General features: G+C 62.8%; 26 protein-coding genes and 3 pseudogenes. 9 read left to right on the forward strand and 20 right to left on the reverse strand.

The window, feature by feature from the left end:
- Positions 1 to 229 precede the first annotated feature (229 nt).
- Complete coding sequence (locus tag AC0L3L_RS33365) at positions 230 to 559, forward strand: GYD domain-containing protein (RefSeq protein ID WP_165848547.1); 330 nt, start codon at positions 230 to 232, stop codon at positions 557 to 559.
- 128 nt (positions 560 to 687) lie between these two features.
- Here AC0L3L_RS33365 and AC0L3L_RS33370 read toward each other — a convergent pair whose 3' ends face one another.
- The 4 genes from AC0L3L_RS33370 to AC0L3L_RS33385 form a co-directional block, all read right to left on the reverse strand.
- The gene (locus AC0L3L_RS33370; protein WP_473488206.1) at positions 688 to 2778 is read right to left on the reverse strand and encodes an EAL domain-containing protein; all 2091 of its coding nucleotides are present in this window, start codon (positions 2776 to 2778) and stop codon (positions 688 to 690) included.
- Between the two features lie 318 nt (positions 2779 to 3096).
- Positions 3097 to 4302 (reverse strand): NAD-dependent formate dehydrogenase, encoded by a 1206-nt coding sequence (locus AC0L3L_RS33375; protein WP_473488207.1) that lies wholly within the window; start codon positions 4300 to 4302, stop codon positions 3097 to 3099.
- A 225-nt stretch (positions 4303 to 4527) separates the two neighbouring features.
- Positions 4528 to 5025, reverse strand: a complete 498-nt coding sequence (locus tag AC0L3L_RS33380; protein ID WP_473641503.1) for a hypothetical protein — start codon at positions 5023 to 5025, stop codon at positions 4528 to 4530.
- A gap of 165 nt (positions 5026 to 5190) precedes the next feature.
- A complete protein-coding gene (locus AC0L3L_RS33385; RefSeq protein ID WP_473488209.1) occupies positions 5191 to 5517 on the reverse strand; it encodes a DUF1330 domain-containing protein in 327 nt (108 codons plus the stop codon).
- A 178-nt stretch (positions 5518 to 5695) separates the two neighbouring features.
- On the opposite strand from AC0L3L_RS33385, the gene AC0L3L_RS33390 reads away from it, so the two are divergent.
- Positions 5696 to 6388, forward strand: a complete 693-nt coding sequence (locus AC0L3L_RS33390; RefSeq protein WP_473641477.1) for a winged helix-turn-helix transcriptional regulator — start codon at positions 5696 to 5698, stop codon at positions 6386 to 6388.
- Positions 6389 to 6463: 75 nt separating this feature from the next.
- Here the strand turns inward: AC0L3L_RS33390 and AC0L3L_RS33395 are convergent, their stop codons facing one another.
- Complete coding sequence (locus tag AC0L3L_RS33395) at positions 6464 to 7063, reverse strand: YdeI/OmpD-associated family protein (RefSeq protein ID WP_473488231.1); 600 nt, start codon at positions 7061 to 7063, stop codon at positions 6464 to 6466.
- Between the two features lie 404 nt (positions 7064 to 7467).
- Here AC0L3L_RS33395 and AC0L3L_RS33400 point away from each other — a divergent pair, with 404 nt between their 5' ends.
- Both AC0L3L_RS33400 and AC0L3L_RS33405 read left to right on the forward strand, forming a co-directional pair.
- Positions 7468 to 8079: a hypothetical protein gene (locus AC0L3L_RS33400; RefSeq protein WP_473488211.1), complete on the forward strand. Its 612-nt coding sequence runs from the start codon at positions 7468 to 7470 to the stop codon at positions 8077 to 8079.
- 115 nt (positions 8080 to 8194) lie between these two features.
- Positions 8195 to 8926: an SDR family oxidoreductase gene (locus tag AC0L3L_RS33405; RefSeq protein WP_473641479.1), complete on the forward strand. Its 732-nt coding sequence runs from the start codon at positions 8195 to 8197 to the stop codon at positions 8924 to 8926.
- Here AC0L3L_RS33405 and AC0L3L_RS33410 read toward each other — a convergent pair.
- A complete protein-coding gene (locus AC0L3L_RS33410) occupies positions 8877 to 9824 on the reverse strand; it encodes a LysR family transcriptional regulator (protein ID WP_473641481.1) in 948 nt (315 codons plus the stop codon). The two genes, AC0L3L_RS33405 and AC0L3L_RS33410, sit on opposite strands and share 50 nt — an antisense overlap.
- Before the next feature lie 22 nt (positions 9825 to 9846).
- Positions 9847 to 10749 carry a S1C family serine protease gene (locus tag AC0L3L_RS33415; protein WP_095492299.1) on the reverse strand — a complete coding sequence of 301 codons (903 nt, stop codon included), beginning with the start codon at positions 10747 to 10749 and terminating at the stop codon, positions 9847 to 9849.
- 262 nt (positions 10750 to 11011) lie between these two features.
- Between AC0L3L_RS33415 and yghU the strand changes: the two are divergent.
- Positions 11012 to 11874 (forward strand): annotated as a pseudogene (gene yghU / locus AC0L3L_RS33420) (glutathione-dependent disulfide-bond oxidoreductase).
- Between the two features lie 699 nt (positions 11875 to 12573).
- On the opposite strand, the gene AC0L3L_RS33425 reads toward yghU, so the two are convergent.
- On the reverse strand, positions 12574 to 12765 hold the full coding sequence (locus AC0L3L_RS33425; protein ID WP_473527827.1) for a hypothetical protein: 192 nt from the start codon (positions 12763 to 12765) through the stop codon (positions 12574 to 12576).
- A 295-nt stretch (positions 12766 to 13060) separates the two neighbouring features.
- Here AC0L3L_RS33425 and AC0L3L_RS33430 point away from each other — a divergent pair.
- Positions 13061 to 13896, forward strand: a pseudogene (locus tag AC0L3L_RS33430) (sulfotransferase family protein).
- Between the two features lie 239 nt (positions 13897 to 14135).
- Here AC0L3L_RS33430 and minE read toward each other — a convergent pair.
- From minE to AC0L3L_RS33450, 4 genes are all read right to left on the reverse strand, one after another.
- Entirely contained in the window at positions 14136 to 14408 is a 273-nt protein-coding gene (minE, locus tag AC0L3L_RS33435) for a cell division topological specificity factor MinE (RefSeq protein ID WP_029351320.1), read from the reverse strand.
- On the reverse strand, positions 14405 to 15220 hold the full coding sequence (gene minD / locus AC0L3L_RS33440) for a septum site-determining protein MinD (protein WP_473641483.1): 816 nt from the start codon (positions 15218 to 15220) through the stop codon (positions 14405 to 14407). Before minD ends, minE begins: the two co-directional genes overlap by 4 nt.
- A 106-nt stretch (positions 15221 to 15326) precedes the next feature.
- Positions 15327 to 16073, reverse strand: coding sequence for a septum site-determining protein MinC (gene minC, locus AC0L3L_RS33445; RefSeq protein ID WP_473641485.1), 747 nt, complete (start codon positions 16071 to 16073; stop codon positions 15327 to 15329).
- A 168-nt stretch (positions 16074 to 16241) separates the two neighbouring features.
- Entirely contained in the window at positions 16242 to 16676 is a 435-nt protein-coding gene (locus AC0L3L_RS33450; protein WP_473641487.1) for a hypothetical protein, read from the reverse strand.
- Positions 16677 to 16940: 264 nt separating this feature from the next.
- Between AC0L3L_RS33450 and AC0L3L_RS33455 the strand changes: the two genes are divergently transcribed.
- A complete protein-coding gene (locus AC0L3L_RS33455; protein ID WP_473641489.1) occupies positions 16941 to 17654 on the forward strand; it encodes an SOS response-associated peptidase in 714 nt (237 codons plus the stop codon).
- Here the strand turns inward: AC0L3L_RS33455 and AC0L3L_RS33460 are convergent.
- Positions 17651 to 17911 carry a hypothetical protein gene (locus AC0L3L_RS33460; protein ID WP_292210749.1) on the reverse strand — a complete coding sequence of 87 codons (261 nt, stop codon included), beginning with the start codon at positions 17909 to 17911 and terminating at the stop codon, positions 17651 to 17653. The genes AC0L3L_RS33455 and AC0L3L_RS33460 overlap by 4 nt on opposite strands.
- 3 nt (positions 17912 to 17914) lie before the next feature.
- On the reverse strand, positions 17915 to 18313 hold the full coding sequence (locus tag AC0L3L_RS33465) for a hypothetical protein (protein WP_473641491.1): 399 nt from the start codon (positions 18311 to 18313) through the stop codon (positions 17915 to 17917).
- On the opposite strand from AC0L3L_RS33465, the gene AC0L3L_RS33470 reads away from it, so the two are divergent.
- The gene (locus tag AC0L3L_RS33470; RefSeq protein ID WP_473641493.1) at positions 18312 to 18491 is read left to right on the forward strand and encodes a hypothetical protein; all 180 of its coding nucleotides are present in this window, start codon (positions 18312 to 18314) and stop codon (positions 18489 to 18491) included. The two genes, AC0L3L_RS33465 and AC0L3L_RS33470, sit on opposite strands and share 2 nt — an antisense overlap.
- A 271-nt stretch (positions 18492 to 18762) precedes the next feature.
- Positions 18763 to 19185, forward strand: coding sequence for a VOC family protein (locus tag AC0L3L_RS33475; protein WP_473641495.1), 423 nt, complete (start codon positions 18763 to 18765; stop codon positions 19183 to 19185).
- A gap of 232 nt (positions 19186 to 19417) precedes the next feature.
- Here AC0L3L_RS33475 and AC0L3L_RS33480 read toward each other — a convergent pair whose 3' ends face one another.
- The 6 genes and pseudogenes from AC0L3L_RS33480 to AC0L3L_RS33505 form a co-directional block, all read right to left on the reverse strand.
- Positions 19418 to 19858, reverse strand: coding sequence for a hypothetical protein (locus AC0L3L_RS33480; protein ID WP_473527837.1), 441 nt, complete (start codon positions 19856 to 19858; stop codon positions 19418 to 19420).
- A gap of 730 nt (positions 19859 to 20588) precedes the next feature.
- Positions 20589 to 20696, reverse strand: a pseudogene (locus AC0L3L_RS33485) (BA14K family protein); the annotation flags it as partial.
- 395 nt (positions 20697 to 21091) lie between these two features.
- Positions 21092 to 21241, reverse strand: a complete 150-nt coding sequence (locus tag AC0L3L_RS33490) for a hypothetical protein (protein WP_023677295.1) — start codon at positions 21239 to 21241, stop codon at positions 21092 to 21094.
- A 3-nt stretch (positions 21242 to 21244) separates the two neighbouring features.
- The gene (locus tag AC0L3L_RS33495; RefSeq protein WP_473641497.1) at positions 21245 to 21574 is read right to left on the reverse strand and encodes a DUF2934 domain-containing protein; all 330 of its coding nucleotides are present in this window, start codon (positions 21572 to 21574) and stop codon (positions 21245 to 21247) included.
- A gap of 126 nt (positions 21575 to 21700) precedes the next feature.
- A complete protein-coding gene (locus AC0L3L_RS33500) occupies positions 21701 to 22363 on the reverse strand; it encodes a BA14K family protein (protein ID WP_473641499.1) in 663 nt (220 codons plus the stop codon).
- A 390-nt stretch (positions 22364 to 22753) separates the two neighbouring features.
- Positions 22754 to 23857: a KamA family radical SAM protein gene (locus AC0L3L_RS33505; protein WP_473641505.1), complete on the reverse strand. Its 1104-nt coding sequence runs from the start codon at positions 23855 to 23857 to the stop codon at positions 22754 to 22756.
- Positions 23858 to 24205 lie beyond the last annotated feature (348 nt).

Raw genomic sequence — 24205 nt, forward strand, 5'->3', positions numbered from 1 at the left:
CCAACTGGCGAAGACCTGCTTGCAATGCCTAAAGTCCTGACAGGTTGGAAAACCCTGCCCTCAAGATCGGCCTGATCGACCTCGGAGGGCCGATTCATGATGTTGCGCTTATGTTAGCTTGAGCGCATATTTTGTCAGCCGGTGAACTACCCAAGCCGGTTAGGCTCGGCGCCAGTCCCCCCCTCGATCCCTCGACGCCGAGCCGCCGGGATCGGCCTGGAGGCGAACCATGCCCATGTATCTCTCACGATTCAGCTATACGCCCGAGACCTGGGCGCGCCTGATCGAAAACCCCGAGGATAGACGCGAGGCAGCCCGGACCTACATCGAGTCGGTGGGCGGAAAGCTGCACGGGTTCTGGTACGCCTTCGGAGAGCACGACGGTTGGAATCTGTGGGAGGCGCCAGACAACGTTTCGATGGCATCCGTCGCGCTTGCCATTGGTGCGGGAGGAGCGCTCAGCTCGTACGAGACCACCGTTCTCCTAAGCGTCGAAGAAACGATGCAAGCCCTCGGCAAGGCGAAGTCGGTCCGCTATCGCCCGCCGGGAAAGCCCTGACCAACTCGCGCGGTGTGAGCGCCGGAACTGTTTCCAGACTTTCTCGCGGCCGTTAATCATGTCGCCCAAAAGCATGCCCTCAGGCTTGATCCGAGGGGTCCTGCAGCCTCGCATCCGGCCAGCGAATGCTACGCTCGCCGTCCAGCTGGCAAAGCCGCTCGCGCGCTCGCCCGCGTAACGATCGCTTGCAGCGGCTCCGGCTGGTGCAGCAGAAATCCCTGGCCGAAGGCAACGCCCATATCCCTGAGGATGTCGAGCGCATCCTGCTCTTCGATCTTCTCCGCCACCACGGAGCAGTCGAGGCTTCTGGCTATGCCCGATATGGCTGAGACGATCTCGCGGTCGAAACGGCTCTCCGCAATATGCTCGATGAAGGAACCGTCGATCTTGATCGTGTCGACGGGAAAGCGGCGGAGATATTCGAACGAGCTCATGCCCGCCCCGAAATCATCGAGGCTGACGCGGCAGCGCCGCTCGCGCGCCTTGCGGACGAACTCTTCGGCAGCAGTGAAATTGGTGACCGCGGCGGTTTCCGTGATCTCGAAGCCGATGCCGGAATGCGGCACCCCGGTCTCATCGATGACGGCGTCGACGAAATCCCAAAGCTGCGGATCGCTCAGCGTCTGTGCCGACAGGTTGAAGCCGAGCGTGAGCGCCCCTGACTTCAGCGCCGGACCATGCAGCGAGAGCGCCGTCCTGATGATCCAGCGATCGAGCCGCGAGGCAATGCCGAACCGCTCCGCCGCCGGGATGAACTCGCCCGGCGGGATCAGCCGCCCGTTGCGCCCGGCGAGCCGCGCCAGGACCTCGACATGGCGGTTCTCTTGCCAGGGTTGTCCGAGGCGATGGATTTCCTGGCCGAACAGTTTCAGCCTTCCGTCTTCCATGGCATCGACGGTGTCGGCCGCCAGCCGCGCCGCATTGAGGCCCCCGGATGTTGTCTCAGGGGAGAACACCGCGAAGCGATTGCGCCCGGCGGCCTTGGCCGCATAGCAGGCGTCGTCGGCGCAGGCGAGCGCGTCGGCCACTGCGGTATTCTCATCGGCGACAAAGGCGATGCCGATGCTGGCCGCGAGCTTGCGCGACGCCGCCGTCGAGCCGAGGTCGGCATCGCGAACCGCCGCGAGAACGGCGCCGGCGAGACGCTCGGCTTGCGCTGCGCCGCAGTCAGGCACCAGCAGCGCGAACTCGTCGCCGCCGAGGCGCGCGGCATGCACCGACGGCGGCAGACAGCCCAGAATGCGCTCGGCGACGCGCTTAAGTGCAAGGTCGCCGGCGGCGTGACCGGCGAAGTCGTTCAAGGCCTTGAAATAGTCGAGGTCGACGTAGAACACCGCGAGCGGGCGCGCTGTTGCGATATGCTGGGCCAGCAGCCGGTCGAATGCGGCGCGGTTCAAAAGGCCGGTCAGGGCGTCATGGCGGGCCGCATGGGCAAGTTCCTGGTCGCGTTGCTTGGCCTCGGTGATGTCGCGCACCGTGCCCAGGATCTGGCCCGACGACTGGGCGTCGGCGATGAACCGTATCAGCGATTCGACATGTCTGATGTCGCCGTCCCGCTTGATGATGCGGTATTGCACGGCGACGACCTTTTGGGTTTGCAGCGGCGCCAGGTGGGCCTGCTCGGCGTCGGCCCTGTCGTCCGGATGCAGATAGCTGTGCCAGAGGTCTTGCGACACCTCGTCGGTTTCGGCGACAAGCCCGAAGATTTCCCGCGTGCGCTCGTCCCAGTAGCTTTTGCGTGCGGCAAGATCGTGATGCCAGATGCCGGTGCCGCTGGCGGCCAATGCCAGGCGAAACCGGACATTGACCTGTTCGAGCTCTGCTTCCGCTTGCTTCTGCTTGCTGATGTCGGTCTGGACGCCCATCAGCCGGACCGGCCGGCCTTCGACATCGCGTTCGACCACCCCGCCGCGATCGAGAACCCATACCCAGTGACCGGATTTGTGTTTCAGCCTGAGCTCGGTCTCGATCGAATCGGTCAGGCCGGTAATGTGGCGTTCGCCGCTGGCCACCGCCCGCTCGCGATCGTCGGGATGCGTCAGCTGCAGCCAGAGATCGCTCGCCTCGACGAGCTCACCCTCGCCATAGCCGAGCATTTGCGACCACATCGCCGAGTAAAAACAGTCGCCGCTCCTGAGATCCCAATCCCAGACGCCAAGATGCGCGCGTTCGAGCGCCAGCTCCCAGAACTCTCCGTTGCGATTCTTCTTGTCAGCCATGCCCTGGACTTCGCCTGCCCCGTCGCGGCCATTGTGCGGCAAAAGCAAAGAAGAAACCGTTACTGCGTAGCGGCTGGGGTGGACGGCCAATCTCCCCACTTGGCAGGGCAATCGCATATGGCTTCTTGCGAAGAGGACCCCACCCTAACCCCTCCCCACAAGGGGGAGGAGACTTCCGTTGGCGCTGACCTCGGCAAATTGCCTGCCTTCCGGCGCGCCAAAAGGAAAGTAAAGGCGCGCGGCAGCGTTCCCTCCCCCTTGTGGGGAGGGTTAGGGTGGGGGGTACGCGCCGGGCAAATGCCTCAAACTTCTGTCGGATCACGCCTTGGCCTTGAAGCGCGCCGCCTCTTCCGAACCGCTTGTGGCGTCGCCCGCACTATAGGAATGCGCGCCGGCACCGGCCAGCTTGCCGCCGTCGACGATCAGGTAGTCCTCGCGGATCGGCCGGCCTTCGAACCAGCACTCCAGGATTTCGCGCGTGCCGGCGGCATAGCGTGCCTGGGCGGAGAGCGATGATCCCGAAATATGCGGCGTCATGCCGTGATGCGGCATCGATCGCCACGGATGGTCCTTGGGGGCCGGCTGCGGGAACCAGACGTCGCCGGCATAGCCGGCGAGCTGACCGCTCTCCAGCGCACGGGCGACGGCGTCGCGATTGCAGATCTTGCCGCGCGCCGTGTTCACCAGATAGGCGCCGCGTTTCATCCTGGCGATCATCGCCTCGTCGAACAGGTTCTCCGTCTCCGGATGCAGCGGGGCATTGATCGTCACCACGTCGCAGATGCCGACCATGGACGCGGCGTCTGGGTGGAAGGTCACGCCGAGGTCCTTCTCGACTGCCTCGGGAAGGCGGTGGCGGTCGGTGTAGTGCAGTGTGACGTCGAACGGCCGCAGCCGGCGCAGCACCGCGCTGCCGATACGGCCGGCGCCGACGGTTCCGATCTGCATGCCTTCGACATCATAGGAGCGCGCGACACAGTCGGCGATATTCCAGCCGCCCTTGATCACCCACTGGTAGGACGGGATGTAGTTTCGCACCAGCGCCAGGATCATCATCACCACATGCTCGGACACGCTGATCGAGTTGCAGTAGGTCACCTCGGCGACGGTGATGCCGCGATCCATCGCGGCCTGCAGATCGACATGATCGGACCCGATGCCGGCGGTGATCGCAAGCTTCAGTTGGTTTGCCTTGGCGATCCGTTCCTTGGTCAGATAGGCCGGCCAGAACGGCTGCGAGATGACGATTTCGGCGTCACCGAGCTCGCGTTCGAAAACGCTGTCGGGACCGTCCTTGTCCGAGGTCACGACCAGGCTGTGCCCGGCGCTTTCCAGATATGGCCGCAGGCCGAGTTCGCCCGACACGCTGCCGAGCAGAACGCCCGGTTCGAAGTCGATGGCCTTCGGCGTGGGAAGCGTCTGGCCGCCGGGATAGCGGTCGAGCTTTGGCAGCCCATCCCGTGCGTAATTTGACGGGTAACCGTCAACCGGATCGTCATAGAGGACGCAAACGACCTTTGCCATTTTTGGTTCTCCCTTCGTCTGACAACGAGGAAGACGCTCGATTGTTAAGGCTGCCCGCCAAAACCGGACGGGCGGCCACTCTGGTTTGTCGGAGGCCAGCAACTCCTGGCGCTTCCTCGGAAAGTTGCGCTATTGCGAACTAAATGGAGGAGCCGGACGTGGCTTCAAGGCCAGCGGGAGGAGACCGAACGGCCAGGCGGCAGTAGCGCCGCCCGGCCTGACCGCCTACTGGCTTGGGGCGACCGTCGGGTCGCACGACACGTTCGGGTTCATGTCGGCGAAAGTGCCGGTCGGGTTGCCCTTCCAGGCCCAGACATGCAGTTCGTAGAAAGCACCCAGGCCGTAGCGATTGGGCGCGCCGTTGAAGTTGAACAGATGCCCGTCCAGCGAGGCCGGGCCTTTCGAGGTGATATACTCGACCGCCACCAGCTTCAGCGTTCCATCGGCCATCGGTTCGTACATGACGGCTTCAGGGCGGGCGAGATCGATCTTGTCGTCCTTCAAGTATTCGGCGTTGACATAGTGGATGCCCATGGCGCCGCCGGTGATGCCGCTGGCGCAGGGAATGGGCGAATAGCCCTCGGCGACGGCGACCGAAACATCGAGAAAACGGCTATCGGCGGCACGCACCTTGTCGGCAAGCGGATTGGCGCCAGGCAACGCACCGGCCTCCTGATGAGCCTGCGCGAATGCGGTGCAGACCGACAGGACGGCGCCGGCCATGAGAAGCTTATTGCAAAGATAGTTTATCATATTCATTCCGTTCTTGAGATCAAAGCACAGAGCCTGGCCTGAATTTGGCCGGAAAAACCTGCGACTTCTTCTTGCTGGTTGGTTCGGAATTCGACGCATCGAATGCCGGCAAAGCTCGTCGTCCCGCAAAGCTCGTCATCCCTTCGGCAGATAGGAAATCGTGCCAGCCAGATCGGTGTCGTCGATCAACTGGAAACGGCTGTCACTGCCGCGCTGACGGGCCGACACGAAGGACGCGTAGGCAGGATCGTTGGTGAAGGCGCGAGCCGCCGCCTCGGATGGAAACGCCATTAAGGCAATCAGGGTCGTGTCGAGCGGCTTGCCTTCGAGCGTCTTCACATTGCCGCTGCGCGACAGGTATCTGCCGCCATGATTGTGAACGAGGTCGTGGACTGAAGCGGCGTAGGCCGGCATCCACTGCGGGTCCTTCACCTTGATGTCTGCAATGATGTAAGCGGTCATGGGTCATGTCTCCTGGTTGGGCGCACAGGGCTATCCCGTGCACCGGCCAAAGGGCTCGCATGACAAGGCCCGCGCCAGCCAGTCCGCGAACTGAACTGGGCTGATACAGTTTCTGTACTCGCCGCGCTGTCAGGGAAGGCCTATGGTCCGGGCCTAGTTGGAGGGAGAGACCGCAATCATGGCCCAGTCCGGATACAAACAGTTCTGCCCGCTGTCGATGGCCGCCGAGGTGCTGTGCACCCGCTGGACCATGGTGCTGCTTCGCGAACTGGTGGCGGGATCGACCCGCTTCAACGACTTGCGCCGCGGCGTCCCCAAAATGTCGCCGACCCTTCTGTCGCAACGGCTCAAGGAACTCGAGCTGGCGGGGATCGTCGAGCGCAAGGAGGTGCGCAGCGAGAAGGGCATCTTCGAATACCAGATGACGGAGGCGGGCAGAGATTTGCGTTCCGTCGTCGATGCGATGGGTTTCTGGGGGCAGAAATGGGTCGAGTCCCGGCTATCCCTGAAAAACCTCGATCCGTCGCTGCTGATGTGGGATATGCGGCGCAATCTGAACCCCTCCCCGCTGCCAGACGGGCGAACAGTGATACAATTTCTGTATCAGGAGCTACCGGCGTCCAAGCGCTCGTGGTGGCTGATCATCGAAAAGCACGGCGAGGTCGATCTGTGCTGGTACGATCCGGGGTTCGATGTCGACCTGTACGTCTCGACCGACCTGCACAAGATGACCGAAATCTGGATGGGGCTGATCACGGTCGAGCGGGCCGGAGCGAAGCTCGCCTTGACAGGCAACCAGGACATCGCAAGGAAGATGCAGGCCTGGCTGGGGCTCAGCCCGTTTGCGATCGAACCGAAGCGAGCGGCCTGACGGCGGCGATTGCTCCCCGGTGACCGTGCGCTATCAGGCGGTCCATCGGGCAGGCGGCGCCTAATCGCCAATAAGCTAGTTCTTCCCTTGCGGGTAGATCGTCTCGCCGCGCTTCAGCATCTCGACGAACGCTGCGATCTTCTTCTTGCGGCCGGCTTCGGTCTTCATGTTATGGATGCGGAAGGCGAGCGCGAAACGGTTTTGCGCGCTGAGCGTTGCCAGCATCGCCTTGGCCTTGGGCTCGCCGTCTATTGCCGCCTGGAGATCGTCGGGGATTTTCATGTCCTTGCCGCTTCCATAGGCGCGCGCCCAGCGGCCGTCGGCCTTCGCCGCCTCGACTTGTTTGAGCCCATGCTCGGTCATCCGGCCCTCCTCGATCAGCCGGGCGACGTTGTCGACGTTGATCTGGCTCCATGTGCTCTTCCTGCCGCGCGGCGTGTAGCGCTGCAAATAGCTCTTGTCGTCGAGCCCCTTGCGCACGGCATCGATCCAGCCCCAGCACAGCACGACGTCGATAGCCTCCTTGGGCGTGATCGAAGGCAGCCCCGAACCGACCTTGTGGATCTTGATCCAGACTTCTGTCTCGGTGTCGTGGTGCTGGCCGAGCCAGGTGTAGAAGCTTTCGGCATCCCCGAATTCGCGCACCTTGGCGGGATCGACCTTAACCGGCGCCATCAGCGGGCCTGCCTTTTTGCGGTCGTCATCGGTTTCCTCCTTGTCGCGCTCAGCTCCGATCGAATGGAGCAACAGTGGCCTTGTTGCAAGGCTGGCGGGACAGCGAAGCTGCCAATCTCCCCCCTTGTGGGGGAGATGTCCGGCAGGACAGAGGGGGGCGCGAAGGATCGCCATCGTCTCGTTACCTCATGACCAACCGAGAATTGACATGAGGTGCAGTTGCAAAGGGTTGAAGGCCGGCGGGACAGCGCCCCCCTCTGCCCTGCCGGGCATCTCCCCCACGAGGGGGGAGATTGGCAGCGTCGCTGTCCCGCGGCGCCCATGGCGGACCTTCGCATCGTGATGTAATAACCCGGCGACGGTCCCGCTCTAGACACGGCGGGCGTCAACTGGGGGATATTGCCATGCGAGCAATGATGTTCGGCCTGATGCTGCTGGCGCCAACCATGGCCCTGGCGGAACCGATCGAAACCCAGAAGGTCATCACCGCGCTGACCGGCGACTGGAATGGCGACGGCGCCGTCGATCTGGTGATGATCGTCGAGACCAAGCCCAGCGACCCGATGGACATGTACTTCTTCCTCAGGGACCGCGAGGCCAATTTTCTCAAACCTGCCGGCATCGTGCGTGAGCAGATCTACGGGGAGTGGAACGGTTACGACAGGCCGGGCTACGAGGCTTCCGACACCGAGCCGGAGCTGACCGCACTGCCCAACGGCTCGATCAAACTGTATCTGCCGGCAATGCCGGTCGGCAGCAAGCGGACCAACCAGACGCTGACGCTCACTTACCGCGACGGCGCCTTCATCGTCGCCGGCTTTGCCTATGACTATCACGACTACCTTGAGGACAATGTCGCAAGTGACTGCGACTACAATGTTTTGACCGGCAAGGGCAAAAGCAGCAAGATGCGGCCGGACGGCACCACCGAGCACGCGACGGTGTCTGTCGAAGGGAAAATCATCCCCTTCGCGGAGTGGAACCCCGGAACCGGCTTCAGCGCCTGCGGCGAGTGAGGCAGCGTCCCGTCGTGCATCGGATTTTCCGATGGCACTATCGATTTCTTCCGTTTCCACTTCGAGCCCAGGCCTGCGACTTACCCGCCGAAGTGGTCGTCTGTGGAAACGAAGGATGGCGGATATGACAAACAGCAAAGTTCTGGTCGTCGGCGGCAGCTCGGGAATGGGTCTGGCGCTGGCAAGGCGGTGTCTCGCGGCTGGCGCCAAGGTCGTCATCGCCGGGCGCAATGAGGACCGGCTGAAGTGCGCCCGCGAGGAGTTGGGCAACCCTGCCGCGCTGAACACCGTCGCGGTCGATATCGCCAGGGAGGACCAGGTCGCCGCTTTGTTCAGACGGATCGGCCGGCTCGACCATATCGTCAGCACCGCAGCCGATATCGAAGGCGCCTATGAGCTGTTGCCCGCGCTCGAGCTGAAGGCGGCCCAGAGGGTCGTTGAAAGCAAGTTCTACGGGCCGTTGCTCTTGGCCAAACATGGCGCGCCGATGCTCTCAGCCACGGGCTCCCTCACCTTCACGTCCGGCATTGCGGCCTACCGGCCGGCGGCGCGAGGCTCGGTCGTCGCCGCCGTCAACGCGGCGCTGGAGGGGCTCGTGCGGGCGCTCGCCATCGAACTGGCGCCCATCCGGGTCAACGCGGTGTCGCCTGGCTGGGTCGACACGCCGATCTGGAATTTCGTTGCCGGCGACAAGAAGGATGACACGCTGAGTGCGATGGCAGACCGGCTGCCGGTTGGGCGGGTCGGACAACCGGACGATATCGCCGACGCTATCTGCTTTTTGATAGGCAACGCTTTCACGACAGGGACGACACTACATGTCGAGGGTGGGCACCGGCTGGCCTGATCGGCGCGAATTTGTCGCCCGCGGCCGCCAGCAGCAGTTTCAACGCTGGTGGCTGGACCCGCCTGCGGCGCCAGATCATGACGAGGCATGCCGTCCGGACCGCACCCGGCCAGGGCATTTCGATGATCTCGCCACGATCGAGCGCGTCGACCACCGCCAGACGAGGAACCAGACCAAGGCCAGCACCAGCCGACACCAGGCGCGCGATCGTGTCGATGCTGCCGACTTCGGCGGCAAGCTTTGGCGATGCAAGGCCTGCCTCGGCAAAAGCCTTGTCGAACAGGTGGCGATAGACGCATCCAGCTTCGGTGACCACGAAGCGCATGCTGCCGAGTGCCGCAAGGTCGCCTCTCATCGCTGCCTCCCCCGGTGGGACGACAAGGATCAATGGTTCCACCGAAATAGTCCGCCTGGCGAGGCGTTCGTCGAGGGCGCCCTTCTCGAAACCATCCCTGTCGAAGCAGAAGGCGACATCGATCTCGTCGTCTTCCAGCTTCCGCAGCAGATCGCCGCTGCCCGCGACCTTCAGCCGAAGATTGATGTCGGGATGTGAGGCCTGGAAATCCGGAAGCCATTGCGCAAGCTTCGCCGAGGCGATCGTCTCCAGCGCGCCGATCGTCATTGATCCGGCAGCGTGTCCGGCACTGGCGTCCACGGCAGCCCGTGCCTCTTCGGCCAGCATCAGAATCTCTTCGGCGTAGCGCTTCAGCGTGTCGCCTGCCAGCGTCAGTTGCAGGCCTTGCCTCGACCGCGTGAACAGGGCCGTGCCAAGCTCGGTTTCAAGCGTCTGGATCTGATCGCTCACGCTCGATTGCGCGAGGTGGATCTCCTCGGCCGCACGGGTGATGTTTCGACACCGCGCAACCGCGAGGAATGTCTTGAGCAGTCTTGGATGCATCAGGTGACCCGAATCGACTGCTTCACTGCAGCTGCGGTTTCTTGAGAAAGCTGTTGCGGTCGGCCGACTTGACGCGCAGCCAGGTTTCGCGGCCGTCGCGCACAACCCGCAACGGGATCTCGGCGCCCGCCGGGTTCTGCCACAACTTGCGGTAGAAATCGGCGAGCCCGTCGACTTCGCCGTCGCGGACATCCGAGATGATGTCGCCCTGGCGCAGGCCGGCTTCTGCGGCCGGGCTGCCTTCGGCGACGCTCATCACCACAACCTCGCCATTGCTTTCGGCGGAGAAGGCTCCGAGCCATGGGCGCGGTGGCTTGGCAACCTGGCCGCGTGTCAGGAGATCGTCGAGAATGGGCGGCAGAAGGTCGATCGGCACCACCATGTTGATATCGGCGATCTCGCCGGCGCGGCTCATCTGCAGGCGCAGCGAACCGATGCCGAGCAGCCTGCCATCCTGCCCGATAAGTGCCGCACCTCCCCATGACGGATGGGCGGGCGCGGTGAAGATCGCTTCGTCCAGGAGATACTCCCAATAGCCGGCGAATTCCTGCTTGGTGACGATATGCGCGCTGACCGCCTGGCCGATGCCGTCGGCGAGCACCACGGGGTCGCCGGCCATCGCCCTGGCCGCGTCGCCAAAGGCCACCGCAGGCAGGCCGAGCGGCGCCAGCGCCTGCACCAGGCCGAAGCCCGATTCCTGGTCGTAGGCGAGCGCGTGCGCGGGAACCACGCGCCCGTTGTGGTCGGTCAGCCAGACTTCTTCCGCCTCGGTGATGAGGTAGCCGATGGTGAGCACCAGCCCGTTATCGCGAATGACCACGCCGCTGCCTTCCCGGCTCGTGCCCAGCGCATTGGCGGTGAAGGCATCGTCCGGGATCGAGGCGCGCACCGCCACGATGGACCGCAAAATCGTATCGATGGTCATGCTCTCAATCCCGGTAAGCGATGCGTGGGCCGGCAAAGGCCCGATATGCCTATAGGTATGGCGCACGTGACGAGGCGCAAGGGCATCGGTGAGCCCTTCTCCCCTGGGAGAATCGGCATGCGGCCTCGACAATAGTTCAATATAAGTTGAACTTCCTGCTGCCCGAACTACCTATATCTATGTGTAGATGAACCTGCCCGACGAATCTCCCGCTTCCATGCGCAAGCTGACCCTCCCCGCTCACATCACAAGGCCTCCCGAGATGAACCAATACACACCGCCGAAAGTATGGACCTGGAACAAGGAAAATGGCGGCGCCTTCGCCAGCATCAACCGGCCGATCGCGGGCCCGACGCATGACAGGGAGTTGCCGGCCGGCAAGCATCCGCTGCAGCTTTACTCGCAGGCGACACCGAACGGCGTCAAGGTGACGATCATGCTGGAGGAGCTCTTGGCGCTCGGCCACAAAGGCGCCGAATATGACGCCTGGCTGATCAGGATCAACGACGGCGACCAGTTCGGCAGCGGCTTCGTCGAGGTCAACCCCAACTCCAAGATCCCGGCGCTGATGGACCGCAGCGGGCCAAAGCCGATCCGCGTCTTCGAATCCGGCTCGATCCTGGTGCATCTGGCCGAAAAATTCGGCGAATTCCTGCCGACCGAGCAGCCGGCGCGCGCAGAAACCCTGTCGTGGCTGTTCTGGCAGATGGGCTCGGCCCCCTATCTCGGCGGCGGCTTCGGCCATTTCTATACCTATGCGCCGGAAAAGATCGAATATGCCATCGACCGCTTCGCCATGGAGACCAAGCGCCAGATGGACGTGCTCGACCGGCGCCTCGCTGAAAGCGAATATCTCGGCGGCGACGCCTACACGATTGCCGATATCGCCGTGTGGCCCTGGTATGGCGGGCTGGCCAAGGGCCGCATGTACAACGACGCCGGCGAGTTCCTGTCGGTCACGACAGACACGTGCAGCGCTGGGCCGACGCGATCGACGCGCGGCCGGCGGTGCAGCGCGGGCGCATGGTCAACCGCACCTTCGGCGAGCCGGCGATGCAGCTGCACGAGCGCCACGACGCCAGCGATTTCGACACCAAGACGCAGGACAAGCTGGCGGCGGAGTGAGCTGAGCAGATGACGCGTGGCGCCGGAGGGTTCCGGCGTCCGGAGGGACGGTCACTTGCTGCGCTGCTGTTCAACTCGACCACTGTAACGGCATGGATCCTAGGGTCTCCGCCACGTCGCTTCGCTCCTGCTCCGCCCTAGGATGACGAAGGCATGGTGGCTTGAGGCCAATCGCTGATGGTGAAAATTGGCAATTGCGTCGCCGCGTAGCGGTGGCGGTTGATGCCAAGCGCAAACCTTCGAGATTGGCTGAAACGACACTCCCCGTTCGTCATCCTGGGGCGAAGCGAACGCGAAGCGGAGCGCAGACCTAGGATCCATGCCGTTACGGTGACCGAGAAGTGCAGCGATCCAGTGCTGGCCCCTACGGTCAGCCTGAATCTCAACAAACCTTAGCCTCAACCGAGCAGCATCGATAGAGGCAGGAAGCACTTGGGAGTTCAGGATTGCACAAGCCGCAGGCAGGCTTCCGCGCTGCCCAATCCAGGCATATGTATCCGCAAATATATACTGGTTGGCTAAAGTAACGGAACGTCCAATGCACATTCCCAGAACCGAACAAGTCCGCTTTCAAACGGCTTAGACCATGCTGTCTATCTTATAAACATTATGGTCTAGGCATGTTGATATTGGTGCTGGCCTGACCTGGATCTCGAAACCGCAGACCGTCTCAATGGTCCAGCACTCGCGGGTCGCGGATTACCTGTGTGTCTTTCGCCCGGTTCCATAGATCAGCCGGATGACCAACACAAAATATCCAACCTGCGAAACGATCAAGGTAAGAACCGTCCAGCCCAGCGCCTTCCAGATCGAACCCGTTGCCAAAAAAGTCGAGAGCGCCACGACGAGTGACGCGGTGGCCATCCCCACCAGGAACTGTGGAAAATTCATCGTTTTTCACGGCCGTCCCGGAGCTTCTAACAGCCGCGACGACCACCCTTGCCCATTTACCCCACACCAACGTTTTCACCCTTTCAATGGTTGCGCAAGTGGCAAATGGATCAGAAGTGTGTGCATGATTAATGCATCCTATGGTTGATACGCTTCGTGGCTGATGCTGTCCATTCAAAAGAGCTGATCTGGTGAGGGAAGGCACGACGGAAATTTGTTGCGTGCCGGGCGCTCGGGGCGCAACGTAGGCGCTGCGGACTGCGATAAAACAAGAAGATCAGTCCAGGGAGAATGCATGGCTCTCAAGGTAATCGGCGCGGGCTTCGGACGCACGGGCACATGGTCGACCTTTGCCGCGCTGAACAGGCTCATGCAGGAAATGATCCTCAACAAGGCCAACAAGGGCCACCTCGACTTCTGGCGCAAGGTGGCGAACAGCAAGTCCGGCACACGCCGCACGACTGGGACCGGGTGTTTGCCAACTACGCGGCGACGGTCGACAATCCCGGCTGCTGCGTGTGGCGGGAGCTGCTGGCCGAATACCCTGACGCCAAGGTGCTGCTGACGCTCCACCCGCGCGGTGCCGAAGGCTGATACGACAGCACGATCGACACGATCTACTTCACCGAGAATCTCTGGCAGTTCAAGATTTTGGAGTGGCTGACGCCGTTCGGCCGAAAATTCGGCGACATGTCGCGCAAGCTGATCTGGGGCCGCGTGCTGGCCGGCGTGATGGACGACCGCGAGCGGGCGATCGCACGCTACAACGCCTACACCGAGGAGGTGAAGGCAGCCGTGCCGCCGGAAAACCTGCTGGTGTTCACGGTGACCGAAGGCTGGGGGCCGTTGTACCGCTTTCTCGGCGTGGCGGAACCGCAGGAGCCGTTCCCGAACCTCAATGACCGCTCAAGCGTCAAGAAGGTGATCCGCGACGTCATCAAGGGATCCTACATCATGCTCGGGCTGTCGATCGCGGGGGGGTGGCGGTGCTGGGCGGGGTTTTGTGGTGGCTGGGGTAGTGGCCAGGAGATCACGCCAGGCAATCGCTTCAGACAAACCGGGTGTTGGGATGACCACTGTCGATGTCGGCGCCGCCCCTCATTGCCCTGCCGGGCATTTCTCCCCGTATAGTGAGGGGGAGAAAGACACCTTCGGCGAGGATTTCGCCAGTCTCCAGCGTTGCAGAAAACGTGCCGAGGTTGCGGCCAGCCCCTTCTCCCCGTCACTATACGGGGAGAAGATGCCGGCAGGCAGATGAGGGGCAGCGCAAAGCGGAAGGGATTGCCCTGGGTAAAACCCACCAGCGCTGGACAGCCGCGCTCAACTCATGGAGCCAGTTTCCGGCGCTTCTCTGGCCGCAACACTGCCGCTCAGGCCGACATGGCCAGCGGCCTTGCGCTCTTGTTGGGGATCTGGATGTCGATCTCCAGCGTCGACATCGTCTCGCCGCGATCCATCGAGACCTGCAGATAGTCCTGGTCGATCTGCACATGTCTGGCGATGACGGCCATGATCTCCTCGCGCAGCACCGAGACGAGATCGGGCTGGCTGCGGTTGCGGCGCTCATAGGCGAGCAGCACCTGCAGCCGCTCGCGCGCCACCGGCGCGCTGCCGCGCCGCTTGAAGAGGTCTAACAGGTTCATGCTGCCCTCCTTCCAAAAAGCCGGTCGAGAAAGCCCTTGCGCTCGAACGGCACGACGACCGGCAGGTCCTCGCCCTCGAGCCGTTTGGCCGCCTCGATATAGGCGCGGGCGGCGGAATTCGTGGGATCGCTGAGCGTCACCGGCGAACCGAGGTTGGAGGCCTTGAGCACGTCCTGGCTCTCGGGAATGATCCCCAGGAGCGGCGTCGACAGGATCTCCAGAACGTCGTCGATCGAGAGCATTTCGCCGCGCGCAGCGCGGGCGGCATCATAGCGCGTCACCAGCACGTGCTTTGAGATCTGCTCGCCCCGCTCGGCCTTGACGGTCCTGGCGTCGAGCAGGCCGATGATGCGATCGGAATCGCGCACCGAGCTGACTTCCGGGTTGGTGACGATGACCGCCTCGTCGGCAAAGCGCATGGCAAGCTGCGCGCCGCGCTCGATGCCGGCCGGGCTGTCGCAGAAGACGTAGTCGAACACCGAGCGCAGCTTGTCGATCACCTCGCCGACGCCCTCCTCGGTCAGCGCATCCTTGTCGCGCGTCTGCGAGGCCGGCAGCAGGAACAGCGTCTCGACCCGCTTGTCGCGGATCAGCGCCTGCGAGAGCTTGGCCGTTCCCTGGATGACGTTGACCAGATCGAACACCACCCGCCGCTCGGCGCCCATGATCAGATCGAGATTCCTTAAGCCGACGTCGAAGTCGACAAGGGCCACCTTCTTGCCGGTTCTCGCGACTGCAGCACCAAGGGCGGCCGTCGAGGTCGTCTTGCCGACGCCCCCCTTGCCTGAGGTGACCACCACTACCTTGCCCATCTATGCCTCCATTATTGTTGTTGGTATTGTTAAGCGTCTGAATTATGAGATGCGCTTAAGTCTTTGTTTTTATTCAAAAACCGCTGCGTACTTTCGGGCGACTGCATTAGCTGAACGGCGCGATGCGCAGTGTGTCTTTTTCGAGAAATGCCTGGACGGCTTTTCCACGCAAGGACGGCTCCATCTCCTCGGCGGTGCAATACCAGCCGTCGACCGACAGCAGCTCGGCCTCGTTCCTGCGGCAGAAGATGCGCGCCGCCGAATGGCCGAGCACGCCGGCCGACGCCCGCCCGCGCAGCGTGCCGTAGACGTGGATGGAGCCGGCGGCGACGATCTCGGACCCGGAGGCGACGGAACCGAGCACGATGACGTCGCCATGCGCATGAAAGACCGACTGTCCCGAGCGGATCGGCGTTTTCACCATCAGCGTGGCCGGCGCTTCCGGCGGCCTGTCTTCCGGCTGCTTGCCCTGTTCCGCCCTGCCCGTCTCTTCCGGCCTGCCCTTGCTGTCGGCCTGCATCAGCAGGCCGGCGGTGGCCTCCTTCGCGCCGATCAGCACCGGCGGCAGATTGGCCTCGAGCGCCGTGCTGCCGTCGAGCTCGATGGCGTAGATGCGGATGCCGCGCAGGCCAAGCTCGGCGACCAGCGCTTCGATCTGTCCGACCTCAAGCTTTAATGTGTTGAGGTTGAGCACCACCGGCCGGCCGGCAAAATAACCCGGCGAATTGCCGATCCAGCGATCGAGGCTCTCCAGCCACTCCGAAAGCGGCGCCTCCGGCGTGAGCGTGAAGGCGACAAACGAGCGGGCGCGAAAGCGAATGGATTTGGTCTCGACGGGGGCGGCGAAGGTCACGGACAGCGATTCCTTACTGATAGGTAAACGCTAGCCAGCCATGGTTAACGAAAGGTTAACGGAGGGGGTGTTCGCGACATCAGGAAGCCATTTTCTGACAGGCTTGACCGTGTCAGCAGCCGAGCGGACAGCGCTGGAATTCCTGCCCTTTCCTCGACACCTTGCTGGCTAAGTGCCCTTCGCTGCGTCCTCGATCAGTTCCGCTAGCAAGGCAGAGAACCGCTCGTCAGTCCTATCCCCTATGTTTCCCACGTCTCTCGCCACCATCCCGGGCGAAGAGACTGACACTTGCCCACTCAGCTGAACGTTGACCGTGAACGTCCTTCCGACTGCCTCCTTCTCCATGCCTCGCTTCCCGTAGACTTTGAACCGAATAGATGGTGTTGACGCTTTGGCTTGGTCGCTTGGCGCGGTGTCCAAGTCGACAGTCACCTCGCCCGCCACGTCAGCCTTGGCCGCTTCCAACGAGGCAACCACGACGTCGTTTAGCCAGGCCCTGGCTTGCGCGCCGAACTCCACCCCCTCGGCCTTCTCATTGCGGACCTTCCCTTCTTGCTCACGGGCTTCCTTCCCGCGCTCAAGGGCTTCTTTGAACTTAGACATCGTGCTTTTGCCTCCAATTGTGAGCGCATGAGACCCAGCCGTCACATCGCCATGCTCCTCCTAATGGGTAGAACGCGCACAATCGGCGTCCGTTGCGTAAGCGGAGCCTGTTGTTCGCCGCTGCGCACGGTAGGTGTCCTTCCGCCGGGGTGGCGGCGGTGCGCTGTGGTGGTGGCTGGGGTAGCGTGTCAGCAGCCGAGCCGACAGCGCTGGAAATTCCCTGCCCTTTCCCACAAGATGCCTGAACATCCCCGAGGGTTCGACATGTGCAACCTCTACAACATCACGACGTCGCAGGAGGCCATCCGCCAGTGGACCCGCGCCCTGCGCGATAGTCTCGGCAATCTAGAGCCCTCCATCGACATCTACCCCAACCAGCCCGGCCCGGTGGTGCGCAACGCGCCGGACGGTGAGCGCGAGCTGGCCAATCTGCTGTGGGGCATGCCGACGCCGATTGAGCGGGTGAAGGGCAAGGCCGACTACGGCACCACCAACATCCGTAACCCGCAATACGGCCACTGGCTGCAATATCTCGGCCTCGAGAACCGCTGCGTGGTGCCGCTCACCAGTTTTGCCGAGCCGAGCCCGACGCCCGGCGACAAGGATCCGGATACCGGTATCCAGAAAAACTACTGGTTCGCGCTGAGCGAGGAGCGGCCACTGTTCTTCTTCGCCGGCCTGTGGACGCGCTGGCAGGGCGTGCGCAAGGTCAAGGACGGCCCCGGCGACTTCGAGCTCTACGGTTTTCTGACCACCAGGCCAAACGCCCTGATCGCGCCGATCCATGAGAAGGCCATGCCCGTCATCCTGACCACACAGGAGGAAACCGAGACCTGGCTGACCGCGCCGTGGTCGGAGGCCAGGCACCTGCAGCGCACGGCACCCGACGACGCGCTGGTGATCGTCGACAAGCCGGCGACGCAGATAAAGTTTCCGCCGCAGGCGCCACAGGCGCCGGTACAGGGTTCGCTGTTCTAAAGCTTGAACTTCTGCAGCACCCAGATGTAGCCCTTCGGCGGATGGTCCTGGTCGATGAACTGGGTCTTCACCGTCGTGTTCGTTCGGCTGCACCGCTTGCACTTGAACCGGATGGTCTCCAGCGGCTTGTTCCAGCCCACCACCTTGGCCACGTCGTTCGCCCTGAAACGTCCGACATGGTAGCAGTGGCCGCACTCCACGATCAGCAGCATGTTGGCCTTCGCGGCACGTCCAACGCTGTCCATCGGCCCGGCCATGGCTCATTTCCGAGTCAAATAGTCGTCGGGAAGCGGGAGCAGGCCAAGATCCGGCATCCGGAAATCGGGCTCCTTCTCCGCTACGCTGGCCATCACCTCATGCAATTTTTCGACAAGCCCGCAAAGCTGCCAAAACAGCTCGCCATGCGCTTTCAGATGCAGTTGCGACGAAAGCACCGTCCTGCGCAGGCTGAGAGCATCCCTGATGATCGCCTCGGCATGCCTCGTCGACAGCCTGTCAAATCGGCTTTTTCGTCTGCCCATCGCGGCTCTCCCCAGTTTGTGAGCAACCGCCCCACCTACCGACAAATAGGAAGGCATTCCTCGCGGAGTCAATTCACCCTTGACAATTTTGTTCCCGTTTTGTTCAATTTGAACAGAAACTGTTGGAGGCATCGCCATGGACCACATCGTGACGCTGGACAGCCGCCAGGAGGCTGCCCTTCAGACCATCGCCGACAGGTTCATTGCTCAGCACAAGGGCGATGTGGTGAAGGCGCTCAAGGAGATGATCGTGCTGAATGGACATTTGCAGGAACGGCTTGATGCCCTGTCGTCACCACGCCGAGCGACGCGCTAAGCGCCCAGAGATGAGGGCAGCAGGTCGCGTGTTCAATCGTGCCGTTCGAAGGTCGGCTTAGCGCCACTTCCGGTCGTTCATGACGAATCTACGAACCGGACGTTCGCGCTAGGCCCGGAATCGACCCCATAGCTGCCGTTCCCGCGATACAAAGAGCTGTTGCAAGCTGGCATCAGCTGGAGCCGACGCTGAGCCGAGCCGTTGCGGAACTCGTCGCGGAACCATATCTTGGGCACTGATGTGAGCCCGTGATACTGCGCGAGGTCCCGCAATGGCTTACGAGGCCGCCAAAAGACCGTTGTTCCGAAAACTCGACAACTATCTACTGCATGTGAGCGATCTTGACGAAGCCATATCCTTTTATCGGGATCGGCTCGGCCATGCCCTCATCTGGCGGGACGTGGAAGCTGCCGGCTTCGCGTTGCCTGAAGCAGATGCAGAACTAGTAGTTCATCTTCGTATTGGTCCAGAGACTGATATTCTGGTTGATGATGTGGACGCGGCATTTCGAGAATTTTTGGCAGCGGGCGGAACGGCAGTGGAACCGCCGTTCGACATCGCGATCGGACGATGCGCCCGTGTATGTGACCCTTTCGGCAACGTGCTTGTAATATTGGATCAATCGAAGGGAACGTTCACGACGGACGCGGAGCAGAATGTTATCGGCGTAGAGCCCGCGGGTAATCCAACCTGAACGTCGACATTCCACCCGATCGCGACGTAGAACGCTCCGTTGCGGTACAATCCGAGCCGATGCGCCGGCCGGCTCGGTCGCGCCACGAGCGGACGCTTGGCGCGTATTACCCGAGCGTCTCGATTGGGGCCGACAGTGGAATGGCCGCTTCCTAGATGGTAGCGCTGAAAGCCGACCCTTTGTATTCAGCGTAGTGGGCCGACTGCAGGGACGACGAACGGAGCGACGGCCCCTACTTCACCGTGATGGCAATACCGCTGAGATCGGCGTTGACTTGCAGGCCTACCTGCTTGCCTGAGAGTTCGAGTTGGGCGCCCTTGTCATTGGTCATGACGATCACCTGGGCCCCTTTGCCGAACGCGCCGCCACCGCCCGCCGCACCGTAGACCCCCGTCACATCTTGGACGCGGCGAATGTGGCGCACGGTACCATGGAAATAGGTCTTAGAAGCCCCGAAGGCGAGGCCGCCCGAGATGCCGCCGACAGAGATGGGATAGCGGCGACCATGGAAGGTCAGCGTGCCCTCGCCTCCAGAGCCACCCACAAAGAAGGCAGCCTTGTAGACTGAGAAGCGGATCGTACCGCTGTCGGCATGCGCGGAGCCGGCAAAGCTGATTCCTGCTGCAGCGACAACCGCAGCCGCGACTGAACGAAATCTGAACGAAATCTTCATGATGCGAGTCTCCTCAAGATCGAGGCTTACCCAGCCAGGAGGGCACGTCAGCGTCATGCCAAAGTCACAGCTGAACAGTCTCGCCCGTCATTAGTTCCAAGCACGCGGCCTGAATCCGGCTGCGAGAAGGCCGCCACGAAACGAGGCGGATGGCAACATAGTCTCGGTGGCAGGGCCGGTGGCAGTCAACGCTCGGCTGACTCAGGATTGCCTGCACGAGATCTAGAGCCACGAAAGCGAGGTGATGCGCAAAGCTGTAAACATTTAACAACCCACAACCTTTGACCGCGTTGCTGAGATGTGCTCGGAGGCTCGTCGCGACGCCAAGTAAAGCGCGGTCAAAGGAGATGTCTGCTTCCGGGCAACGTCAAGATCGACTTCTACGGCCGACATGCGGCGCAAAGCTGCCGTCCACCTCGCGGTAGACGTCAGTCGTCTTTCGGTCATGAGCGCTGGCTGGACCGAATGTCGGGTTTCTGGAGGGAAAATAGGTCCCGAAAGGTCCGATCAGGGTCAAAACAGGCCGTTCACGGATATCCGATTTCTCTGCATGCCGTGGCTTGAATAAAGACAGTCCTTAACCGAGGCATTTCTTCTCGATCTCGCGAATCCGCCACGCCTCACCGTCCCGCGCCTCGACATAGCACGGCCCGAGCGGCGCCTTCCCTCCGCCTTCCGGCAAGTCCAGCACGTAGTTTGCCTATGCCCGACAGGCGCGCGAGGCGCCTGCCTACTCGCACTGCCTGCGCGGGCCGCCGGAATAGGGTTGGTAGCTGTTGTCTTCCGGCCGATAGGAGCGGTAGCGGCTGAAGCAATATTGCACGTGGTCGGGCGGAAGCTAAGCGGCGCCGGTTTCATCCGACGGGACGTCGCCACCCATTGGCCACGTGTCGCTCGCCCCGACATAGCTGGCGCCATGGTCGGGAGCGGCGCGGTGATGCATTTAGAGAGTACAATAGTCCGCTTGGCCACGTCGCAAGCGAACGCTTCGTCACTGAAAGGTTGATGCCGCTTGCGCGAGGTGCATCAGGTACGGTTCTGAACAAATTGCGTACCGTGCTAAGATCCGCGGGCGAGCGCCATAGGCGTCGCTACCTGCTTCCGGACTAAGGCTTGGTGGACGCACCATGTTCTCGTAAAGTGTCGGCGCAGAGATGCGTGGCCGCCGTCTTCGCAGGCTCAGGTTCCGCCAGTCATCCGGCGCGGCTGCCTGGCAAGCGACGGCACGCCTACTCAATGCCTCTTGAAATACTGCACCTCGCGTTCGTGCTTCTCCGCAGCCTCGCGGGTGTCAAACGTCCCGAGATTGCGGCGCTTGCCGGTCTTTTCGTCCTTCTTGCGCGAATAGAGGCGGTATTTGCCGTCTTTGAGTTTTCTGATCATCTGTCACTCCCCGAGCCGCTGCTTCCCCTTGAGATTGCGCGCGGCTTGTTCGATCGCCGCGCGGTCGTTGCCCAGCCTGTCGATCAGTTCCTGCGCCTGTTCGCCCGATATGCCGGTGCGCGCCGCCAGGGCCTCCACCGTCAAGACGTCGGAGCTCGCGACCTCGCGGGTTTCCGGCAGGGCATCGCCTGCCGTCAGCGGCAGGGCTGCCTCCCTGTCGATCTCGGCCTCGGCCCGGTGCCAGTGCCGCTCGGGATCGCCATGGATCCCACCTTCGCGTTCCCAGATCTGGTATGCGCGCTCACGAATCTTGTCTTCCCGATCGTCGGCCATGTTGATTCCTCCTTTGGTATCGGATGAACGCCGTGCCAACCCGAACGATCCAAGAAATCTGCGTGATCGGGGTCGCACAAGGCGCCATGCACTGCGGCCGCCAGCCCGCCACCCGCCCCCGTCCGCCTACTCGCACTGGCGTCGCGGGCCGCCGGAATAGGGCTGGTAGCTGTTGTCTTCCGGTCGGTAGGAGCGGTAGCGGCTGAAGCAATAGTCCACGTGGTCGGGCGGAAGCTGGGCGGCGTCCCAATACGATGCGCCCTCATCCGACGGGACGTCGCCATCCATTGGCCACATGTCGGTCGCCTCGACATAGCTGGCGCCATCGTCGGGAGGTTGTGCGGCGGGCTCGACCGGGCCGGCATCGAGATAGGGCGAGATGCAGGGACGCTGCTCTCCGCTGTAGGATGTGTAGTGGTCGTCGCTTGGCCTGTAGGAGCGGTAGCGGCTTGCGCACCATTCCACATGGGCGGCGGACACCGCCTGCTGCTCGTCCGTTGCCGGCTTGATGGAGCCGGTAACGGTGGGCGCCGAAGCTGCGGCATCGGCAGGTTTCGAGGTGCGGTCAACCGGGACCTCTGGGACCTCGCGGGCGGGAAGGCGCTCAAGACGCTGCGAAGCAGGGTCCACCTTCCGCGGCTCCCTGGGCCACAGTTCGGCGACGCTGGAGGTCGGAGCGGCCTGCCGCACCGGCTCGGCGGAAAGAATCCAGACGGCAAACGCCAATCCGCTGGCGAAAACCGCCAGCGTCAGCACGAACCCGCCAAGTACCGCCGATAAAGCTTTCACCCTACACTCCTCTGCCCCGTCATCTTTAAAATGCGAGGCATTGGATCCGGTTCCAACTAGCGCGGCAGTTGGAGCTTCGCGCTCGAGGGAAGCCCCCTCTCCTGCCGCTTCGCCGAGCCACCTCTCCGCCGCTTCACGGCAGGGCTATCGCAAATGGCCCCCTCACCCGGATTGCCAACCGAATTGCGAAGGGCAATTCGGGACAATCCGACCTCTCCCCAAGGGGAGAGGAACCAGTGCTGACGCTTCTCTCTTCTCCCCGCCGGGGAGAAGGTGGCCGCCCACGGGTCTTGCCTCCGGCAAGCCCGATGACAGGCTCCGCGGCCGGATGAGGGGGCAGTTCTCATATGCGATGCCCTACCCCGCTTCGCGGGGCGAGGAACCAAGCTTTCACAGGTCGCCGACAAGCTCCGTATAGGTCTTCACCGTCCCATCCTGCCCGCGAATCCGCCACGTCTCGCCGTCCTGCGCCTCGACATAGCACGGGCCGAGCGGAACTTTGCCGCCGCCGTCCGGCAGGTCCAGCACATAGACGGGGTTGCAAATGCCCGACAGGCGCGCGCGGAGCGCGCTGGCCAGCGCCTGTCCCTGGTGAATAGTGGTGCGCCGGTGCGCCATGCCGCGGGCGAGGTCGCCATGGTGCAGGTAATAGGGTTTGACGCCGAGGCGGTACATCAACTCCCGGCACAGCTCCTCCAGCACCTCGACCGTGTCGTTGACGCCTTTCAGCAGAACGCTCTGGTTCAACAGCACAAAGCCGCCTTGCCGCAACGTGCGGCAGGCCTCTTCGGTGGCCGGCGTGATCTCCCGCGCGTGGTTGAAATGGGTGACGACCGTGACCATCAGCCGGCCCTGCAGGGCCTGAACCAGCCCTGATGTGATGCGCGACGGCAGAGCGACCGGCACACGCGTGTGGATGCGTAAGAGCCGCACATGCGCAACCGCCTCGATGCGGGCGCGGATTTCCGCCAGCGCCTTGTCCGGCAGCGACAGCGGGTCGCCGCCGGTCAGGATCACCTCGCGGATTTCGGGGTGTGCCTCGATATAGGCAAAGGCCGGCTCCAGCGCCTCGCGCGAAAAACCCCGGCCGATCGAGGTGAGGGATTCCTTGCGAAAGCAGAACCGGCAGTAGACCGCGCATTGATAGGTCGGGAACAGCAGCACCCGGTCGGCGTGGCGATGCGTCAATCGCGGCACCGGGCTGAAGGCGTGGTCGGCGATCGGATCGTCGAGCTCGCCTTCCTGCTCAGCCAGTTCTTCGGGCGAAGGGATGACCTGAAGCCGGATCGGGTCGGCGGGGTCGCTCCAGTCGATCAGGTCGAGATAGGCTTTTGGGATGCGAACCTTGTGGCGCGTGGCGGCGGCTTGAGCCGCGGCGCGCTCGGCTGGCGACAGCGGCAGGGAATCCAGGTCGCGCACATGCCGCACGCCGGCGCGAACATCGTCCTGCCACGTGGCGTCGGCGTCGCTGGCGCGCTCGTCATCTGCCGCCATGCCGGCTGCATCCATGCTGGCGTCGTCGAGGTGTGAGGTCATCGAAGGCTCCTTGAACTCGGGGCTGGATACAGCATTGAAGCCAGGGCTTGAACCCTTGCTGGATGGCACGGAGGAAAAGGCTGCGCTCAGCGGCGAAGCTGCCAATCTCCCCCCAAGTGGGGGAGATGTCCGGCAGGACAGAGGGGGCGCTGTCCCATAGGCGCTAACTTAGGGGTAGACTGGTGGAATCGAGATGTGATTCCTAGGCCAGATGCAAAGGAATGATTCCATTGAAAGCGACTGGCAGGCTCTGATCTCGAGACTGTCGCAATGTGTTGATCTTGACACGACGGCGCGAGCGACGGG

It is taken from the genome of Mesorhizobium sp. WSM4849, assembly GCF_055811385.1.

What these genes read in the sequence shown, in the direction of transcription:
- AC0L3L_RS33365 (WP_165848547.1), top strand. Translation starts at nt 230, where the DNA reads ATGCCCATGTATCTCTCACGATTCAGCTATACGCCCGAGACCTGGGCG.
- AC0L3L_RS33475 (WP_473641495.1), top strand. Translation starts at nt 18,763, where the DNA reads ATGGCTTACGAGGCCGCCAAAAGACCGTTGTTCCGAAAACTCGACAAC.
- AC0L3L_RS33405 (WP_473641479.1), top strand. Translation starts at nt 8,195, where the DNA reads ATGGCGGATATGACAAACAGCAAAGTTCTGGTCGTCGGCGGCAGCTCG.
- AC0L3L_RS33480 (WP_473527837.1), bottom strand. Translation starts at nt 19,858, where the DNA reads ATGAAGATTTCGTTCAGATTTCGTTCAGTCGCGGCTGCGGTTGTCGCT.
- minD (WP_473641483.1), bottom strand. Translation starts at nt 15,220, where the DNA reads ATGGGCAAGGTAGTGGTGGTCACCTCAGGCAAGGGGGGCGTCGGCAAG.
- AC0L3L_RS33470 (WP_473641493.1), top strand. Translation starts at nt 18,312, where the DNA reads ATGGACCACATCGTGACGCTGGACAGCCGCCAGGAGGCTGCCCTTCAG.
- AC0L3L_RS33415 (WP_095492299.1), bottom strand. Translation starts at nt 10,749, where the DNA reads ATGACCATCGATACGATTTTGCGGTCCATCGTGGCGGTGCGCGCCTCG.
- AC0L3L_RS33455 (WP_473641489.1), top strand. Translation starts at nt 16,941, where the DNA reads ATGTGCAACCTCTACAACATCACGACGTCGCAGGAGGCCATCCGCCAG.
- minE (WP_029351320.1), bottom strand. Translation starts at nt 14,408, where the DNA reads ATGAACCTGTTAGACCTCTTCAAGCGGCGCGGCAGCGCGCCGGTGGCG.
- AC0L3L_RS33390 (WP_473641477.1), top strand. Translation starts at nt 5,696, where the DNA reads ATGGCCCAGTCCGGATACAAACAGTTCTGCCCGCTGTCGATGGCCGCC.
- AC0L3L_RS33460 (WP_292210749.1), bottom strand. Translation starts at nt 17,911, where the DNA reads ATGGCCGGGCCGATGGACAGCGTTGGACGTGCCGCGAAGGCCAACATG.
- AC0L3L_RS33395 (WP_473488231.1), bottom strand. Translation starts at nt 7,063, where the DNA reads ATGGCGCCGGTTAAGGTCGATCCCGCCAAGGTGCGCGAATTCGGGGAT.
- AC0L3L_RS33495 (WP_473641497.1), bottom strand. Translation starts at nt 21,574, where the DNA reads ATGGCCGACGATCGGGAAGACAAGATTCGTGAGCGCGCATACCAGATC.
- AC0L3L_RS33400 (WP_473488211.1), top strand. Translation starts at nt 7,468, where the DNA reads ATGCGAGCAATGATGTTCGGCCTGATGCTGCTGGCGCCAACCATGGCC.
- AC0L3L_RS33375 (WP_473488207.1), bottom strand. Translation starts at nt 4,302, where the DNA reads ATGGCAAAGGTCGTTTGCGTCCTCTATGACGATCCGGTTGACGGTTAC.
- AC0L3L_RS33490 (WP_023677295.1), bottom strand. Translation starts at nt 21,241, where the DNA reads ATGATCAGAAAACTCAAAGACGGCAAATACCGCCTCTATTCGCGCAAG.
- AC0L3L_RS33505 (WP_473641505.1), bottom strand. Translation starts at nt 23,857, where the DNA reads ATGGCGGCAGATGACGAGCGCGCCAGCGACGCCGACGCCACGTGGCAG.
- AC0L3L_RS33465 (WP_473641491.1), bottom strand. Translation starts at nt 18,313, where the DNA reads ATGGCGATGCCTCCAACAGTTTCTGTTCAAATTGAACAAAACGGGAAC.
- AC0L3L_RS33385 (WP_473488209.1), bottom strand. Translation starts at nt 5,517, where the DNA reads ATGACCGCTTACATCATTGCAGACATCAAGGTGAAGGACCCGCAGTGG.
- AC0L3L_RS33450 (WP_473641487.1), bottom strand. Translation starts at nt 16,676, where the DNA reads ATGTCTAAGTTCAAAGAAGCCCTTGAGCGCGGGAAGGAAGCCCGTGAG.
- AC0L3L_RS33410 (WP_473641481.1), bottom strand. Translation starts at nt 9,824, where the DNA reads ATGCATCCAAGACTGCTCAAGACATTCCTCGCGGTTGCGCGGTGTCGA.
- AC0L3L_RS33370 (WP_473488206.1), bottom strand. Translation starts at nt 2,778, where the DNA reads ATGGCTGACAAGAAGAATCGCAACGGAGAGTTCTGGGAGCTGGCGCTC.
- AC0L3L_RS33425 (WP_473527827.1), bottom strand. Translation starts at nt 12,765, where the DNA reads ATGAATTTTCCACAGTTCCTGGTGGGGATGGCCACCGCGTCACTCGTC.
- AC0L3L_RS33380 (WP_473641503.1), bottom strand. Translation starts at nt 5,025, where the DNA reads ATGGCCGGCGCCGTCCTGTCGGTCTGCACCGCATTCGCGCAGGCTCAT.